General features: G+C 63.5%; 14 protein-coding genes. All 14 read right to left on the bottom strand.

What is annotated here, in order from left to right:
• A partial coding sequence (locus VFE81_RS02985) for a flagellar biosynthesis protein FlhA (RefSeq protein WP_325043165.1) occupies positions 1-1,320 on the bottom strand: 1,320 nt, incomplete at its 3' end.
• Positions 1,317-2,528 carry a flagellar biosynthesis protein FlhB gene (gene flhB / locus VFE81_RS02980; protein ID WP_325043164.1) on the bottom strand — a complete coding sequence of 404 codons (1,212 nt, stop codon included), beginning with the start codon at positions 2,526-2,528 and terminating at the stop codon, positions 1,317-1,319. The genes VFE81_RS02985 and flhB, both read right to left, overlap by 4 nt.
• A gap of 341 nt (positions 2,529-2,869) precedes the next feature.
• Positions 2,870-4,162: a DUF3443 domain-containing protein gene (locus VFE81_RS02975; protein ID WP_325043163.1), complete on the bottom strand. Its 1,293-nt coding sequence runs from the start codon at positions 4,160-4,162 to the stop codon at positions 2,870-2,872.
• 15 nt (positions 4,163-4,177) lie between these two features.
• Positions 4,178-4,723 (bottom strand): DUF2844 domain-containing protein, encoded by a 546-nt coding sequence (locus VFE81_RS02970; protein WP_325043162.1) that lies wholly within the window; start codon positions 4,721-4,723, stop codon positions 4,178-4,180.
• Between the two features lie 270 nt (positions 4,724-4,993).
• A complete protein-coding gene (gene cheZ / locus VFE81_RS02965; protein WP_325043161.1) occupies positions 4,994-5,704 on the bottom strand; it encodes a protein phosphatase CheZ in 711 nt (236 codons plus the stop codon).
• 1 nt (position 5,705) lies between these two features.
• Positions 5,706-6,101 carry a chemotaxis response regulator CheY gene (gene cheY / locus VFE81_RS02960; RefSeq protein WP_325043160.1) on the bottom strand — a complete coding sequence of 132 codons (396 nt, stop codon included), beginning with the start codon at positions 6,099-6,101 and terminating at the stop codon, positions 5,706-5,708.
• A gap of 64 nt (positions 6,102-6,165) precedes the next feature.
• Positions 6,166-7,254 carry a chemotaxis response regulator protein-glutamate methylesterase gene (locus VFE81_RS02955; protein WP_325043159.1) on the bottom strand — a complete coding sequence of 363 codons (1,089 nt, stop codon included), beginning with the start codon at positions 7,252-7,254 and terminating at the stop codon, positions 6,166-6,168.
• 5 nt (positions 7,255-7,259) lie between these two features.
• Positions 7,260-8,027, bottom strand: a complete 768-nt coding sequence (cheD, locus tag VFE81_RS02950; protein WP_325043158.1) for a chemoreceptor glutamine deamidase CheD — start codon at positions 8,025-8,027, stop codon at positions 7,260-7,262.
• Positions 8,024-9,016, bottom strand: coding sequence for a CheR family methyltransferase (locus tag VFE81_RS02945; RefSeq protein WP_325043157.1), 993 nt, complete (start codon positions 9,014-9,016; stop codon positions 8,024-8,026). Before VFE81_RS02945 ends, cheD begins: the two co-directional genes overlap by 4 nt.
• A gap of 204 nt (positions 9,017-9,220) precedes the next feature.
• Entirely contained in the window at positions 9,221-11,098 is a 1,878-nt protein-coding gene (locus VFE81_RS02940) for a methyl-accepting chemotaxis protein (protein WP_325043156.1), read from the bottom strand.
• 77 nt (positions 11,099-11,175) lie between these two features.
• Positions 11,176-11,727, bottom strand: coding sequence for a chemotaxis protein CheW (gene cheW, locus VFE81_RS02935; protein WP_325043155.1), 552 nt, complete (start codon positions 11,725-11,727; stop codon positions 11,176-11,178).
• Positions 11,728-11,808: 81 nt separating this feature from the next.
• Positions 11,809-14,148 (bottom strand): chemotaxis protein CheA, encoded by a 2,340-nt coding sequence (gene cheA / locus VFE81_RS02930; protein ID WP_325043154.1) that lies wholly within the window; start codon positions 14,146-14,148, stop codon positions 11,809-11,811.
• A 98-nt stretch (positions 14,149-14,246) separates the two neighbouring features.
• Entirely contained in the window at positions 14,247-14,624 is a 378-nt protein-coding gene (locus VFE81_RS02925; protein ID WP_325043153.1) for a response regulator, read from the bottom strand.
• An 84-nt stretch (positions 14,625-14,708) separates the two neighbouring features.
• Positions 14,709-15,716: a flagellar motor protein MotB gene (motB, locus tag VFE81_RS02920; RefSeq protein ID WP_325043152.1), complete on the bottom strand. Its 1,008-nt coding sequence runs from the start codon at positions 15,714-15,716 to the stop codon at positions 14,709-14,711.
• Positions 15,717-15,729: the final 13 nt, after the last annotated feature.

Raw genomic sequence — 15,729 nt, 5'->3', positions numbered from 1 at the left:
CCCCGGATACGCTTCGCCGACGCCCACTTCGACGCCCTTGAGCGCAATTCGATAGCCATTCGGCCGCAATTCGAGGTTGTCGCGGATATGGATCACCGGCGGCAGAAAGCCGATTTCCTGCGCGAACTTCTTGCGGATGCTCTTGATCCGCTTGAGCAGTTCGCCATCCGAGTTCTTGTCGACGAGCGGAATCAGCCGGTAGCCCACTTCGAGACCGAGCGTGTCGATCATCGTCACGTCGTCCCAGCTGGCTTCGGTGTTTTCCACCGGGGCCATCGCGGCCGGTGCGACGTCGACGAGCGTCGCGCTGTTCTTGCGATCCTCGCTGCGCTTTTTCATCGTGCGACCAAGCTGGATCAAGCCACCGCCGAGAATCAGAAACGCGAAATGCGGCATGCCCGGAATCAGGCCCATCAACACCAGAATGCAGCCTGTGATCACCAGCACGCGCGGATTCGTGAAGAGCTGGCCGGTCAGTTGCGTGCCGATGTCTTCGTTGGTCGCGACGCGCGAGACGATCACACCGGCCGCCGTCGAAATCACGAGCGACGGAATCTGCGCGACAAGGCCGTCACCGATGGTCAGCAGCGTGTAGTTCTTGCCCGCGGACGCGAAGTCCATGTTGTGCTGAACCATCCCGACGATCAGCCCGCCGATGATGTTGATCACCATGATCAGCAAACCGGCGATCGCATCGCCGCGCACGAACTTGCTCGCGCCGTCCATCGAGCCGTAGAACTCGGCTTCCTGGGAGACCTCCAGGCGGCGCTTGCGGGCCTGCTCTTCATTGATGAGGCCCGCGTTCAGGTCGGCGTCGATCGCCATCTGCTTGCCGGGCATCGCGTCGAGCGTGAAGCGCGCGGACACTTCCGCGATCCGCCCCGCGCCCTTGGTGATCACCATGAAGTTGATGACCATCAGGATGATAAAGACGACGATACCGACCGCGAAGTTGCCGCCCACGAGGAAGTGGCCGAACGATTCGATCACCTGACCGGCCGCGTCCGGGCCGGTGTGGCCTTCGAGCAGCACAACCCGCGTGGACGCCACGTTCAGCGACAGACGCAGCAAGGTCGAGAACAGCAGCACGCTTGGGAAAGCGGCGAAGTCGAGCGGCTTCATCGTGTACATGCTGACGAGCAGCACCATCACGGAAAGCGCGATGTTGAAGGTGAACAGCAGATCCAGCAGAAACGGCGGCAACGGCAGAATCATCATGCCGAGGATCATGCAGATCAGCACCGGCCCGGCGAGGGCGCGCAAATTGGTGCCGCTCAAGGCATCCGGCCGTCGGGACAGGAATCCGGCGCGAGCGTTCATGCGGAGGCTCCTGAAGTGTCGTCGTTAGCGGGGTTAAGCGTGTCGGCGGCTTCCTGCTCGGCCTCGTCGTCCGATATGCCGCCGTGGTCGAGGTCCGCCGGCACGTCGAAGTCGGTCGGTGCGACCGGCGCGACGCCGCCTTCGGTATTGAAACGCCGCAACTGATACACCCACGCGAGCACTTCGGCGACCGCGCCATAGAGCGGCCCCGGAATCTCGCGGTTCAGTTCGACGTTGTGATACAGCGCACGCGCGAGCGGCGGCGCTTCCAGCAGCGGCACGTTGTTTTCGGCGGCGATCTCGCGAATCCGCGCGGCCACCAGGTTCACGCCCTTGGCGACCACCTTCGGTGCGCGCATCTCGCCGTCGGTGTACTGCAGCGCGACCGCGAAGTGCGTCGGGTTGGTCACCACTACATCGGCCTTCGGCACGTGGGTCATCATGCGACGGCGCGCAATGGCGCGCTGTTGCTGGCGAATCCGGCCTTTGACGTGCGGATCGCCTTCGCTTTCGCGATGTTCGCGCTTCACTTCTTCCTTCGTCATGCGCAGTTTCTTGTGGAACTGCCAGAGTTGATACGGCACATCGAGCGCGGCCACGACGAACATGCCCGCCACTGTCATGCCGCAGCACACCGCGACCAGATGCACGGTGTTGGCAAGCGCCAGTTGCACCGGCTGAGTGGCCAGCGCAAGAATTTCCTCGCGGCGATTCCAGATCGCCGTGCCGCCGATGATGCCCACCACGAGCGTCTTCGCGAGCGACATGCCGAGCTGGATCGGTCCGTTGATCGAGAAGATCTTGCCGAGTCCTTCGATCGGATTGAGCCGGTTGAACTTGGGCTCGAGTCCTTTCGACGACAGCTGCCAGCCGCCCAGCGCCATCGGCGCGAGCAGAGCGGCGGCGCCGGTGAAGGCCAGAACCGGCAGTAGCGCATACAGGCCTTCGCGGCTCGCGGCGCCCGCGCCGATCATCATGCGGCGGGTTTCGAACGCCGTGGCATGGTCGAACGTGAAAGCCGTCCGCAGCATGCCCTGCAAATGCTCGCCGATGCTGCTGGACATGCCCCATACACCGAAGAATCCCGCTGCCAGCAGCGCAAACGTCGACAACTCCCGCGAACGCACGATCTGCCCTTCCTCGCGCGCCTTTTGCAGGCGCCGGGGAGTGGCTGATTCGGTTTTTTCGAGGTCGCTATCCTCTGCCACAAACGCTCTCCAGTCGGCTGAGGCACGGCGCCTCTTTCCAGTGAGAGCGATTATTCCCGGTCGACGCAAGCGACGATCGGCGGATAAGGGCGGAGAAAGGGGGGTATTTCGAGGGATGGAACAGCCGGCAAGCGGCGCGGCTTGCCGGTGCGGCCGCCCCAGCGATGGGCGTCGGCTACGGATTGAAAGGCCAAGGGCTGCTGTTTACCGACAGCCGGCTACGGGCGGCTCACCAGGGCCGGCGGGCTAAGCATGGTTGCTGGGACGCCGGCTACAGGCAACCGGGCACCCACGCGGCTTCGCGCGGGTGCCCACCCGCTTGTCACCCTTCAGTCATCACCTCAAAAGCCGACGTAAGGCGCCTGACTGCCGTTATCGAAGCCGTAGTACATGTGACGGCCATAAAAGAACGGCAAACCGAGATCGAAGCTGCTGCTGCCGATCTGCCCGGCGAGATCGTTGAACGCATAGTTGCTGCTGTTGCCGAACAGCGTCGACGCGCTCAGGATGCCGATGCTGACGCTCGCTCTCGTGCTGCTCTCGCCGCCCAGCGTGATCGACCGGGTTTGCGCGGACGACGGGCAATAGAACCCGGCGTAATTGCTGGGGCACTGCGCGAGCGAGCTGTCGGCGAAGAAGTACGCGTTCGACCCCGAATCGAAGAACGCCTGCACGGTCGTGCCGTTATAGACGCTGTTGTTCAGGTCACCGTTGCCTTTGGTGGTGAAGGTCTGCATGGTGGGCGGCGGCACATTGTTCGACTGCGTGCCGATGCCGAATACCAGCGTGCCGGTGGCCGATGTCGCGCCGGTATCGGGCACCGGCGGCATCTGCACGATCACGCCGTTATTGTCGGTCGCGAAGTTGGCGACCGGATTGGCGACCTGCTGGTTGAGAGGCACCGTGGCGCGGTTACACGTGCCGCCCGAACACGTGAAGTAATTGCTGTAGGTGTTTGCGGTTGACGCGGTCGAGCAGGTTGTGCCGCAATCGGTGAGCGCCGTGCCGATGCCGAGAATACCGTTGGCGCCGAGATCGCTAACCGTGTTTTCAGCCGAGCCGCTACCGCAGCCCTTCGCCGGCACTGTACCCGCGGCCGGATCGCCGATGATCTGTATCGGGATGGCTCTGCTCGTCGTCTCGCCGCCGATCTGTACGGTCGCGGTGCGCACGGTGCCCCACGTGTAGCCGTCGGCGAAAGTTGCGCATTCCCCGAGTTGCGCGCCGCTGGTCAAAGTACTGATCGGCAGCGACGCGGTATTCACCACCGAGCTGACCAGACGCAGCCCAAACGAACCGGTATCGACCTGGATGTTGTTGATAACCTGACAATTAGTTGTCGTACCCGGCGGGCAAACGGTCACACTAACCGTCGGAATATTGATGACGCCGTTCACCCCGCGCCCGACCGTGATCGGCACGGTATTGGCCTTGTTGGCCGCCGCATTCGGGTCGATCGGTTGCTGGGTCGGGCTGGCCGGCAGCGAGCCGCCGTTCAGCGTGGTCGACGAATTGTTACTGGAACTGCTGCCGCCACCGCCGCAGGCGGCCACCACCGACACCAGCGCCACGGCCACGACGGCCTGCATCCAGCCCCTGAACTTCCCAGCAATATGACTTTGCATGGTTCGCATCGTTCGTCCTCGGCCTTACTTGATGTCGGAACCGCTGACGCCGGCGGGCAACGCCGGCGGCAACCAGGCCTGACCGTTGAACGCGCCCATGTGACCGCCGGAGCGGACCACGAGGCTGCTCTGGTCGACCGCAACGGGGCCACGAGCACCTCCGCGCGCCGCGCGGGCGGCTTTTACGCCGGCGACGTACTGCGGGAAATAGCTGCCCAGCAGATCGTTGAGATCTGGCATTTGCGGACCACGCCAGGCGATACCGAAGACCGAACCATCCGCGGCGAGGTATTCATGCACCGCCGTGCCGTTGCCGAGCGTAGTTTCACGCACGGTGTAGGACGCGGGAGCTGAGGTGGAAGAGGCGGCGCTGGATGCGGAACGCATCACGCTTTGAGCCGCCGTTGCCGAACTGGTGCCGGCTTGCACGGTGCGGGAAGAAACCGATGCATCCGTAGGGGGTGTCATTGGGGCGCCGCCCAGTGCCGCATACGCGGACTGCACGGTTGGCAGCGAACAGGGTAATGCTAGCGCCATAACGAATCCGGCGCGACGTACACGACTCCACATGACAAGGCTCCTCCCGAGCTGCCGCTGCTCGGCTCGCACGTCGCGCGAACCGGCCGCATCTATGCAGATCATACGGCATCGCTGCGGTCGCACTCTGAAGGGATGCCTCACCGTGCCACCGACCGGTGACTGTTTCTCACCGGCACACCGTGCCGCTGCTTGAGCTCGTAGTATGCCTGTGGTTTGCGTCGGCAAACAGCAAGCGCACGCGGGAACGCGGCTTGCTGCACACGCCAGTTCGGCCTCGCGCCCTTGCGGGCGAGCAGCAGCTCAGAAGCCGAGGCTCGCCAGCAGATCGTCGACTTGCGACTGATCCTGCATCACATCCGCCTTGCCTTCCGGATTGATCTGCGGACCGTTCAGCAGATGTTCGGGGCTGCCGGTGGACGACGGCTCGGCTGCCAGCGCTGCCGCATTCGCCGCGAACTGCTCGCGCCGCTCGAGCGCGATGTTCTCGACCAGCACGCCGAGCAGCTGCTGCTCGATCAGGTACACGACATCCGTAATCTTCTTGATGACCTGGCCGGTCAGATCCTGGAAGTCCTGCGCGAGCATGATCTCCATCAGCTGCGCGTTGGTCGCGCTCGTCGCCTCGGGCACGCCGCGCAAAAAGGTCCGCGTGTCGTTCATCAACGCGCGCACTTCTTCGCGCTCGATCGGAGCCGCATACCACTGCTCCCAGCGCGCGTCGAGCTCGCCTGCGTCCTGCTGCAATTGCGTCTGGATCGGCTTGGCGACGTCGATCGAGGACAGCACGCGCTCGGCTGCCTGCTCGGTCATGGTCGCGATGTACTTCAGGCGATCGCGAGCATCGGGTACGGCTTCCGCCGCACGCTCGACATGCTTGTCGAGCCCAAGCTCGCGCATCGAGTCGCGCAGCGTGCGTGTCAGTTGTCCGATACGGGCGAGGATACGGTCGGACGCGAAGTCGCCGGTCTCGTTCACCGCATCCGCGCTTTGCGCGTTGGTCGGCAGATTCACATCAGCTCCCGGCTTTAGCCATCTTCTCGAGAATCTTGTTGAGCTTCTCGTCGAGCGTCGCGGCCGTGAACGGCTTGACGACATAACCGCTCGCGCCGGCCTGAGCCGCCGCGATGATGTTTTCCTTCTTCGACTCGGCCGTCACCATCAGCACCGGCAGATGCGTCAGGTGGGCGTCGGCACGGATTTCCTTGAGCATGGCCAGACCGTCGAGATTCGGCATGTTCCAGTCGGAGATCACGAAGTCATACGTACCGCCGCGCAAACGCGAGAGGCCGGCCTGACCATCTTCCGCCTCGTCGACGTTGGAGTAGCCGAGCTCTTTGAGCAGGTTGCGAACGATCCGGCGCATCGTCGGAAAGTCGTCAACTATCAGAATCTTCATTGCCTTATCCATTTCATTCCCTTTGCTTGATCCATGATGCGGCGCATGACCGCCAGTTCAATCCAACCGGCGCGCATCATACCCGCTGTACGCGTTCACCCATCGACGACAGACGCGCCATCACGCGACGGCTCATTTCCGGCAGCGATGCAATTTCGTCCGCCGCGCCGAGCGCAATGGCTTCGCGCGGCATGCCGAACACGATACAGCTCGCTTCGTCCTGCGCGAGGGTGTATGCCCCCGCTTTTTTCATGTCCAGCAGCCCGGCGGCGCCGTCGCGCCCCATGCCGGTCAGGATCACGCCGACCGCATTCTTGCCCGCGTGCTGCGCGGCCGAACGGAACAGCACATCCACCGACGGGCGGTGCCGGTTCACCGGCGGCTCGTCCGACAGATGCGCGATATAGTTCGCGCCGCTGCGGGCCAGCAACAGGTGAGCGTGGCCGGGCGCGATATACGCATGTCCCGGCAGCACGCGTTCGCCGTGCTCTGCCTCTTTAACGGTAATCCGGCACAAACCATTAAGGCGTTGCGCAAAAGATTTTGTGAAACCCGGCGGCATATGCTGTGCGATCAGCACGGCGGGCGCATCCGGCGGCAGCGGTACCAGCACTTCGCGGATGGCTTCGGTGCCACCCGTCGATGCGCCGACGATGATCAGCTTCTCGGTACTGAGCAGCGGGTTGTTGAAGAGCGGCGCGGCAGCGGCGGCCGCATGCGCGGCATGGGCAGCCGCGTGATGTACCGGCGCGGCCTGGCGTACTCGTGCGCGGGCTGCGGCGCGAATCTTGTCGGCGAGCTTTTCCGAGTAGTCGAGCATGCCGTCGCGAATGCCGACCTTCGGCTTGGTGACGAAGTCGACTGCGCCCAGTTCCAGCGCGCGCAGCGTGATTTCATTGCCGCGCTCGGTCAGCGACGACACCATCACGACCGGCATCGGCCGCAGACGCATCAGCTTCTCGAGGAAGTCGAGGCCGTCCATGCGCGGCATTTCGACGTCGAGCGTCAGCACGTCCGGATTGTGCTGCTTGATGAGATCGCGCGCGACCAGCGGGTCGGGCGCGGTCGCCACGACGGTCATGTCCGGCTGGCCGTTGATGATTTCCGTCATCAGGCTGCGGATCAGCGCCGAATCGTCGACGCACAGTACTTTGATTTTTTGCATAGCGCTCACGCCTCCTCTGTAGTTCTGGCGTTGTTTGAATTAATCGGGCGCGGGCTTACGCCGAACAGTTCGATGCGCGGCTTCGCTGTGCCTGTGGCGCCACCTGCGTTCGAGCCGAACAGTTCGATCTTCGGCCGTGTTGCTGCCGGCGTCGAAAACAACTCGACCCGCTTGCGCGCCGCCGCGAGCCGCTCGGCGCGCGCTTCGGCGCTCTGCCGCATGAGCGCCTGCTCGCGCTCGGCCACGCCCGCTTCCTGCTGCAGGCGCAGCTTCTTCACCATCACCTGACCGGTGCGCGGCATGAAAGCGACCTTGCGCGGATGCGAGCCCTGCAAGTCTTCCGCGACGATGCGGATCTTTTCGAGCGCCAGATACCGGCGCACGAATTCGGAATTGCGGTCGCCGATGTTCATCGTCGTCATGCCGGCCAGCACCGCGCCGCCGCCGAATACCTTGGCTTCGAAGCGCTCGCGCCGGCCGCCCGCCTTGATCAGTTCGTTGATCAGCACTTCCATCGCGTATGCGCCGTAGCGCATTGAATCCGACGCGGGTTGGCCGGCGTCCGCGCCGTCGTCGGGCAGCATGAAATGGTTCATGCCGCCAATGCCCGCCGTGCGATCCTGGATGCAGGCCGCGACACACGAACCGAGCACGGTGACCAGCACCATGTCTTCGTCGGTCGTGTAAAACTCGTTCGGCAACAGCTTCACGCCTGGGCGTTTGAAGTGGTTGTCGAAGTACAGATTGGTGGCAATCGGCAAGGCGCTGCTCATGCTGTCACCCCGCTCGTCGTGGCGCTGCCGGCATGGCTCGTGGCACGCGCCGGCGTGCGTGCGGCGCCCGTGTCGCGCGTCAGTTCGTAGACAGTCTGGCTACGCAGCTTGAACGCCTGCGTCACATAGGTGAAGTTTTCCGAGTGCCCGGCAAACAGCAAGCCACCCGATTTCATCAGCGGCTCGAAGCGCGCGAGCACCTGCGCTTGAGTCGGCTTGTCGAAATAGATCATCACGTTGCGGCAGAAGATCGCGTCGAACTGCGAGCGCAACTGGTAATCGCGGTCGGTCAGATTCAGTTGTTCGAAGCGCACCATCGCGCGCACTTCCGGGCGCACCTTGACCAACCCGGCATGCGCGCCGGTGCCTTTCAGGAAGAAGCGCTTGAGCCGCTCGGGCGACAGATGCTTCACCTGGTCAAACTGATACATGCCGGCTTCGGCTTTCGCGAGCACCTGCGTGTCGATGTCGGTGGCGAACACGGTGGCCTGACGCGCGCCGCTGTCGCCGAGCGCTTCGATCAGCGTCATCGCGATCGAATATGGCTCCTCACCGGTCGAAGCCGCCGAGCACCACACCGACACCGGCTGCGCGCGGCGCGGCACGAAGTCGGCAAGAATCGGAAAGTGATGTGCTTCGCGGAAGAACGCGGTCAGGTTGGTGGTCAGCGCATTGGTGAACGCTTCCCACTCGGCCGGATCGTTTCCCGCCTCGAGCAGATCGAGGTACTGTTTGAAGGTCTCGAGGCCACGGGCGCGCAGCCGGCGCGCCAGACGGCTATACGCCATGTCGCGCTTGTGATCCGACAGCGAAATACCCGCACCGCGATGAATCAGATCGCGAATGCGAGCGAAATCCGCCGACGTGAATTCGAAATCCCGTCCTTGCTCGCCGGATCTGGCCGGTTCCGTCCGCTCGGGACGTGCCGGTTGCGGACCTGCTTGCGGACGTGCCGGTAGCGGACGTTGCTGTGCGCGCGTTGCCATCATGAGAGTCCCTGCCTGCAATACGAGCCATCCGACTTTTCGCCCAAAGGAATGCTCCTGGCGAAAGGGATTGTGTTCGCGGGGTCGCGCCTGCCCGCGAGTTCTGCTAACACGCGGTCGGCCCGCGACACGCCTTGTAAGCGTGCTTCGATGATTCGCTCCTCAAGGAGCGAGATGTCGAATGACCGCATGTCCTTGTGCCGCTTCCTAGAACGTTTCCCAGTCCGCGTCCGATCCTGCCGTCGCTGCGCCTGCTGCGGCCGGACGTACTGCGGATTCGGAAGCGGCGCGGGCCGTTTTCGGTTTGAGAGCCGGTTCGACACGCGCGGTGTCGGCACCATGAGTGGCCGAAGCTGATGCTGCACGTGTTGCGGTATGTGCTGCGGTATGTGTTGCGGGTTGCGCTGCCGCGTGTGCGGGCGTTTGCGGCGCCGCCTTGGCGGGCTGCACGTGCTGGCCGCCGCTCTTGCCGCCGTTCGGGCGTGCCGCATTGTGCGGAAGGGCTGCGGCCGCAGTGCCACGCGTCTGGCCCCCGGCCACTTTCCATCCATTCACCACCGCTTGCAACTGACGCGTCTGCTCTTCGAGCGACGCTGCCGCTGCCGCTGCCTGTTCGACCAGCGCGGCGTTCTGCTGCGTCACTTCGTCCATCTGCACGACCGCGCGATTCACCTGTTCGATGCCGCTCGACTGCTCTTCGGAAGCGGCGCTGATTTCGCCCATGATGTCGGTCACGCGGCGCACCGCCTGCACGATCTCTTCCATCGTGGTGCCCGCGCGGCCGACCAGCGCCGAGCCGCTTTGCACCTTGTCGACCGAGTCGCCGATCAGTTCCTTGATTTCCTTCGCGGCGCTGGCGCTGCGCTGCGCGAGGCTGCGCACTTCGCCTGCGACCACCGCAAAGCCACGGCCCTGTTCGCCTGCCCGCGCGGCTTCCACCGCCGCGTTCAGCGCGAGAATGTTGGTCTGGAATGCGATGCCTTCGATCACGCCGATAATGTCGACGACCTTGTTCGAACTGGTCGCGATACCTTGCATCGTCGTGACGACCTGGCTCACCACGTCGCCGCCGCGCGTCGCGATATCGGACGCATTGACAGCCAACTGGCTCGCCTGGCGCGCGTTCTCGGCGTTCTGGCGCACGGTGCCGGTCAACTGCTCCATGCTCGACGCGGTTTCCTGAAGCGACGCGGCCTGCTGTTCGGTGCGTTGCGACAGATCGGTGTTGCCCATGGCGATTTCACGCGCGCCGGTGTCGATCGACTCGGTACTGCTGTGCACTGCCTTCACCATCGTCGACATGCTGTCCTGCATCCGCTTGATGCCGGCGAAGAGGCGGCCGATTTCGTTGCGGCTGAATACTTCGATTGTCTCGGACAGATCGCCCGAGGCGATCCGTTCGAAGCACGCCGTCGCGTCGTTCAGCGGCTGCACGATCAGGCCGCGCAGCGCGAAGCGAATGCCCACCACCAGCAGCAGCGCGATTGCGGTAATACCGATGATCAACGTGGTCATCAGCGAGATGTTCGATTGCGCGCTCGCCTGCTGATCCACCGCGCCTTGCTGCAATGCCTTGATGACCGCCGATGCAGCGCCGTCGTAGGCGATGAACATCGGGCTGATCTTCGTATCGGCAATCGCGTGATAAGCAGCCATGTCGTTCGCGTTCAGCGCTGCGAACTCCGGATCGACGCCGTCATGCATCACCGCCGTACGCTTGGCGACCACGTCGTCGAGGAGCGCCTGATCGATGCCGTTCTTCGGCGCGTCGAGATAAATCTGCCAGTTCTGATTGCCCTTGGTCAGCAGTTCCTGCGCGCGGTCGATCGCTTTCTTCGCTTCGTCCGCATTGCCCTCGGCCGACAGCGTGTTGAAGCGGTCCACCGCGAGACGCGAACGCAACAGGTACGACGAAGCATCGTCAAGCGCGTGAATGGCCACCAGATCGCCGCGCGCAATACGGTCGAGCGACTGGCTCGCTCCATTCAGCGCGGTTAGACCAAGCGCGCCGACCACAACGGTCAGCGCCACCAGAATGATCCCCACCATCGTCAACGATGTGCGAATCGACCACCTGCTCAGCATCTCGTGCTCCCTGTTCGATCTATCTTTCGTACTGCGCGTATCGACACGTGTCGACACGCATTGACGCGCGTTGACGTTCAGGCGCTAAGCGTTTCGATCAGCGCCATTTCGCGGCTGGTCATCAGCTTCTCGATGTCCATCAGAATCAGCATGCGGCCGTCGACGGTGCCCAGACCCGTGAGGTACTCGGTCGTCAGCGTCGCGCCGAATTCCGGCGCCGGCATGATCTGGTCGGCCGCGAGCGTCAGCACGTCCGACACGCCGTCCACCACCATCCCGACCACGCGATGCGCGACGTTCAGGATGATCACGACGGTCTGGTGGTCGTACTCGACGCGGCCCAGATGGAACTTGATACGCATGTCCACGATCGGCACGATGATGCCGCGCAGATTGATCACGCCTTTGATGAACTCAGGCGCATTGGCGATACGCGTCACGTTGTCGTAGCCGCGGATTTCCTGCACTTTGAGAATGTCGATGCCGTACTCTTCGGCGCCGAGCGTAAAGACGAGGAATTCCTGACCGCCGGCGTCTGCCTGCTGCGCGTCGCGGCGGCCATTCGTACCGTTCGCGTTTGCGACGCTTGCGTTCGAAACGCTCGAATTGATGGATTGGACTTCTGCCACGTTAGCCCCCAAACGGTTGGGATGAAATAAATTGAGTGAGTGTTGCGAAAACTGCGGGCCTCACGGATGCCATTACGGACGTCATGCGAGACTCATCGCGCCATGTGCATGGCGCGTTTCGCGATTCAGCGCCGCCACGTCCACGATCAGCGCGACACTGCCGTCGCCGAGAATGGTTGCGGCGGAAATGCCGTGCACCTTGCGGTAATTTGTTTCCAGATTCTTCACGACCACCTGCTGCTGTCCCACCAGCTCGTCGATCAGCATCGCAAAGCGGCGCCCTTCGGTTTGCATGATGGTGACGATGCCCTGCGTCGGTTCCTTCTTGGCGTCTTCGACGTTGAATATTTCGTGCAACGCGACGAGCGGCAGATATTCCCCGCGCACGCGCACCACGCGTTCGCCATTGGCCACCGTGTAAATGTCTTCGGCACGCGGTTGCAGCGACTCCATCACGAAGTTCAGCGGCAGAATGAAAATCTCGTTGCCGACCTTGACCGACATGCCGTCGAGAATCGCCAGCGTGAGCGGCAGGACGATTCGCGTGGTGCTGCCCTTGCCTGCATGCGAGGTGATTTCCACGTGACCACCCATCGACTGGATGTTCCGCTTCACCACGTCCATGCCGACGCCGCGGCCCGAGACGTCGGTGACCTGCTCCGCCGTCGAGAAGCCCGGCAGGAAAATCAGGTTCCAGACTTCTTCGTCGGACATCGTTTCGCTGACCTGCATGCCCTGCTTCGCGGCCTTCGCGAGAATCTTGTCGCGGCGCAAACCGGCGCCGTCGTCGCTCACTTCGATGACGATGTTGCCGCCGTGATGCGCGGCCGATAACACCAGCTGACCGGTCGCATCCTTGCCCGCCGCGCGCCGCGCTGCCACGGTTTCGATACCGTGGTCGAGACTGTTGCGCACGAGGTGGGTCAACGGATCGATGATCCGTTCGATGAGGCTCTTGTCGAGTTCGGTCGCCTGACCGAAGGTGACGAGCTCCACTTCCTTACCGAGTTTCGCGGCCAGATCGCGCACCAGACGCGGGAAGCGGCTGAACACGTAATCCATCGGCATCATGCGGATCGACATCACCGCTTCCTGCAGATCACGCGCGTTGCGCTCGAGCTGCGCCATGCCGTTGAAGAGCCGATCGTGCAAAGCCGGATCGAACGTGCTGGTGGTCTCGGCCAACATCGCCTGCGTAATCACCAGTTCGCCGACCAGGTTGATCAGTTGATCGACCTTCTCGACCCCGACGCGAATCGAGCTGCCTTCCGCGCCGCCTGCTGCTGCAGCCGGACGCGCCTTGCGATCCTGATCGGCCGGTGCGTTGTTCGCCGTCGCGCTTGTTGCCCCACTTGTTGCGACGCTTGCCGCCGGTGCGCTGCTCGCCGCTGCGGGTGCAGCCGCAGCGGGCGCCGGGGTATTCGCTTGCGACGCCGAGGCGTCGACCAGTCCGTGCGTGGCGACAGCCTGGGCGGGGGCAGCGGTGTGGGCCACGTGTGCCGACGATGCTGCCTGCTCCGCCTGTACTGCCTCTGCCGTTTGTGCTGCCTGCACCGCGGTCGAATCGGCAGCGTCTGGCGTTCCAGGTTCGCCTTGCTGCGTCTCGTCCGCCGGTGCGGTGCCGCGGCCGATCGTGATCTGACTTTCGTCGATCACGAAACAGCACACAGCGATGATGTCGTCGGAGGTCACATCGGTCTGGAGCCACAGCGTCAGATTGCCGCCGCTCTTGACCTGCCCGACGATGTTGCCCAGGTTGCCGAGCTCTTCGGCCAGCAGTTCCTGGTCCTTCTCACCTACGCCCCGTAGCGTAATTTCCAGATGAGGGCCGGCTCCTTCACCGGCACCCTCGGCTTGCCCGGTCTGTGCCGGTTCGCCGTCAATCCATTCACCCGCCGCCTGCACCGCCTGTTCGACGACGTGCTCCGGCGGGGTGCTGCCTTGTACTGCTGTTTGTTGTGCTTCTACTGGTGCTGCGGCTGCCACCGGTGCGGCGGCCGCCGGCGCTGTGGCCGGCTCGGCGCCGAAGCGGCTTTCATGATGCAACTGTTCGAGCTTCGCGCAGATCGCCTTCGCGGTCACCGCATCCGGCTCGGCGCTCGCGCGGTAATCGGCGAGCTGGCCCGACAACACGTCCTTGGTTTCGAGGAACGTGTCGATCATGTCCTTGCGCAGCACGAGTTCGTTATTGCGCGCGCGGTCGAGCAGCGATTCAAGAATGTGGGTCGTTTCCGTCAGCGCGGTAAAACCGAACGTCGCCGCGCCACCCTTGATCGAATGCGCCGCGCGGAAAATCGCCGCGAGGTCTTCAGGGTCCGGGTTGGCGATATCCAGATTGAGCAGCAACTGCTCCATCTGCGCGAGCAGTTCGTCCGCTTCGTCGAAGAACGTCTGGTAGAACTGAGTGATGTCGAGTGTCATGCCTGGGTCACCGCGAGAGTTCCTGTCTAGGCTTGGGCTGCTGTGCCGCCGCGTCGAAAGCTTCTATAACTTGTGTAAAGGTCGCGCTTATCGGGCGCTCATGCCTGGTCCGGTTCGGCTAACGCCGCCACCAGTTCGGTCAGCATGTCCGGGTCGAGCGGCTTTTCGATCCAGCCAGTCGCCCCCGCGGCCCGCGCCGCCGCCTTGAACGGCTCGCCTGATTCCGTCGTGAGGACGAGGATGGGCGTCGCCTGGTAGGCCGGGTTGCCGCGCAGTTCGGTAATCAGATCGAGGCCAGTCTTGCCCGGCATGTGCTGGTCCGTCAGCACGAGGTCGAACGACATGGCGAGCGCGTTTTCGAGCCCTTCGTTGCCGTCCGCCGCGAGCGTCACTTCGTAGCCGGCCGTCGTCAGCGTTGCGGCGAGGATTTGCCGCATCGATGCCGAATCGTCGATTGCCAGGATGTTCCGGATCATGAAAACCTCGCTGCACTTACGCTATGGAGCGGCTGGCCGTCCACGCCACTTCGGCGCGTAGACCAGTCAGCCGATCGCTGTCTGTTACTGGGCTGCCGGCGCTGCCGCCGGCACCTTCGGTGCAACCGTCGCCGGCTGCCCAAGTCTTTGCAGCAGCGGCTTGGAGCCGGCTGCGTCGTCCGACAAGGTGGTCGTGGTGGAGTCGTCATGGTTAAGCGCCTCCTCCGACTTCCTGTTCAGCACGATGATGCTGATGCGGCGGTTTTCCGGGTCCATCGGGTCCGCCTTGTTCAGATTCTGCGTCGACGCGAGGCCGAGCACGCGCATCACCTTCGCTTCGTCCATGCCGCCGCCGATCAGCTCGCGACGCGACGCGTTGGCACGGTCCGCGGACAGTTCCCAGTTGCTGTAGCCCTTCTCGCCGCCTGCGTACTGCGCGGCGTCGGTGTGCCCTTGCACGATGATGCGGTTCGGCACGTCGTTCAGCGTGTGGCCGATTTCGCGCAGGATGTCGCGCATGTACGGTTCGACCACGTCTCTTGCAGTCGCGAACATCGGCCGCTTCTGCGAGTCGACGATTTCGATGCGCAAGCCAGTCAGCGTCGAGTCGATACGGATCTGCTGCTTGAACTGGCGCAGCACTGGATTCGCTTCGATCGCGGCCATCAGCTTGACCTGCAGATCGTGCAGGCGAACCTGCTCGCGGCGCTCCAGCTCGCCCTGCGACTGTTTGACCGAGTCTTCGTCGTTATGCGAGACGCTGCGATCGGTGCGGTTGTTTGCGCCGTCTGTCGCGCGCGTAACGCCTTGCGCGTCGGTCGAAATGTCGCGACCGCCGCCCTTCAGAATGCTCGAGTCCTCGGCGCTGCGATCGCCGCCCCATAGCGTGATCTTCAACGGCTGGTTGAAGTAATCCGCAATGCCCTTCAACTGCACCGTGGAAGCAGAGCTCAGCAGCCACATCAGCAGGAAGAACGCCATCATCGCGGTCATGAAGTCCGCATACGCGAGCTTCCACGCACCGCCGTGATGGCCTTTTTTGGCCGGCGCGGCGCGCTTGACGATAATGGCGCGGTCTTTGTCCTTGCTCATCGAATCGGTTCCC

The organism is Paraburkholderia sp., assembly GCF_035656215.1.
Taxonomy (GTDB): Bacteria; Pseudomonadota; Gammaproteobacteria; order Burkholderiales; family Burkholderiaceae; genus Paraburkholderia.
This window is presented reverse-complemented; position numbering and strand designations above follow the sequence as displayed.

Coding starts and splice junctions, on each gene's coding strand:
- VFE81_RS02970 (WP_325043162.1), bottom strand. CDS start 4,723: ATGTGGAGTCGTGTACGTCGCGCCGGATTCGTTATGGCGCTAGCATTA.
- VFE81_RS02925 (WP_325043153.1), bottom strand. CDS start 14,624: ATGATCCGGAACATCCTGGCAATCGACGATTCGGCATCGATGCGGCAA.
- cheD (WP_325043158.1), bottom strand. CDS start 8,027: ATGAGCAGCGCCTTGCCGATTGCCACCAATCTGTACTTCGACAACCAC.
- VFE81_RS02945 (WP_325043157.1), bottom strand. CDS start 9,016: ATGATGGCAACGCGCGCACAGCAACGTCCGCTACCGGCACGTCCGCAA.
- VFE81_RS02940 (WP_325043156.1), bottom strand. CDS start 11,098: ATGCTGAGCAGGTGGTCGATTCGCACATCGTTGACGATGGTGGGGATC.
- cheA (WP_325043154.1), bottom strand. CDS start 14,148: ATGACACTCGACATCACTCAGTTCTACCAGACGTTCTTCGACGAAGCG.
- cheY (WP_325043160.1), bottom strand. CDS start 6,101: ATGGATAAGGCAATGAAGATTCTGATAGTTGACGACTTTCCGACGATG.
- VFE81_RS02955 (WP_325043159.1), bottom strand. CDS start 7,254: ATGCAAAAAATCAAAGTACTGTGCGTCGACGATTCGGCGCTGATCCGC.
- VFE81_RS02975 (WP_325043163.1), bottom strand. CDS start 4,162: ATGCGAACCATGCAAAGTCATATTGCTGGGAAGTTCAGGGGCTGGATG.
- motB (WP_325043152.1), bottom strand. CDS start 15,716: ATGAGCAAGGACAAAGACCGCGCCATTATCGTCAAGCGCGCCGCGCCG.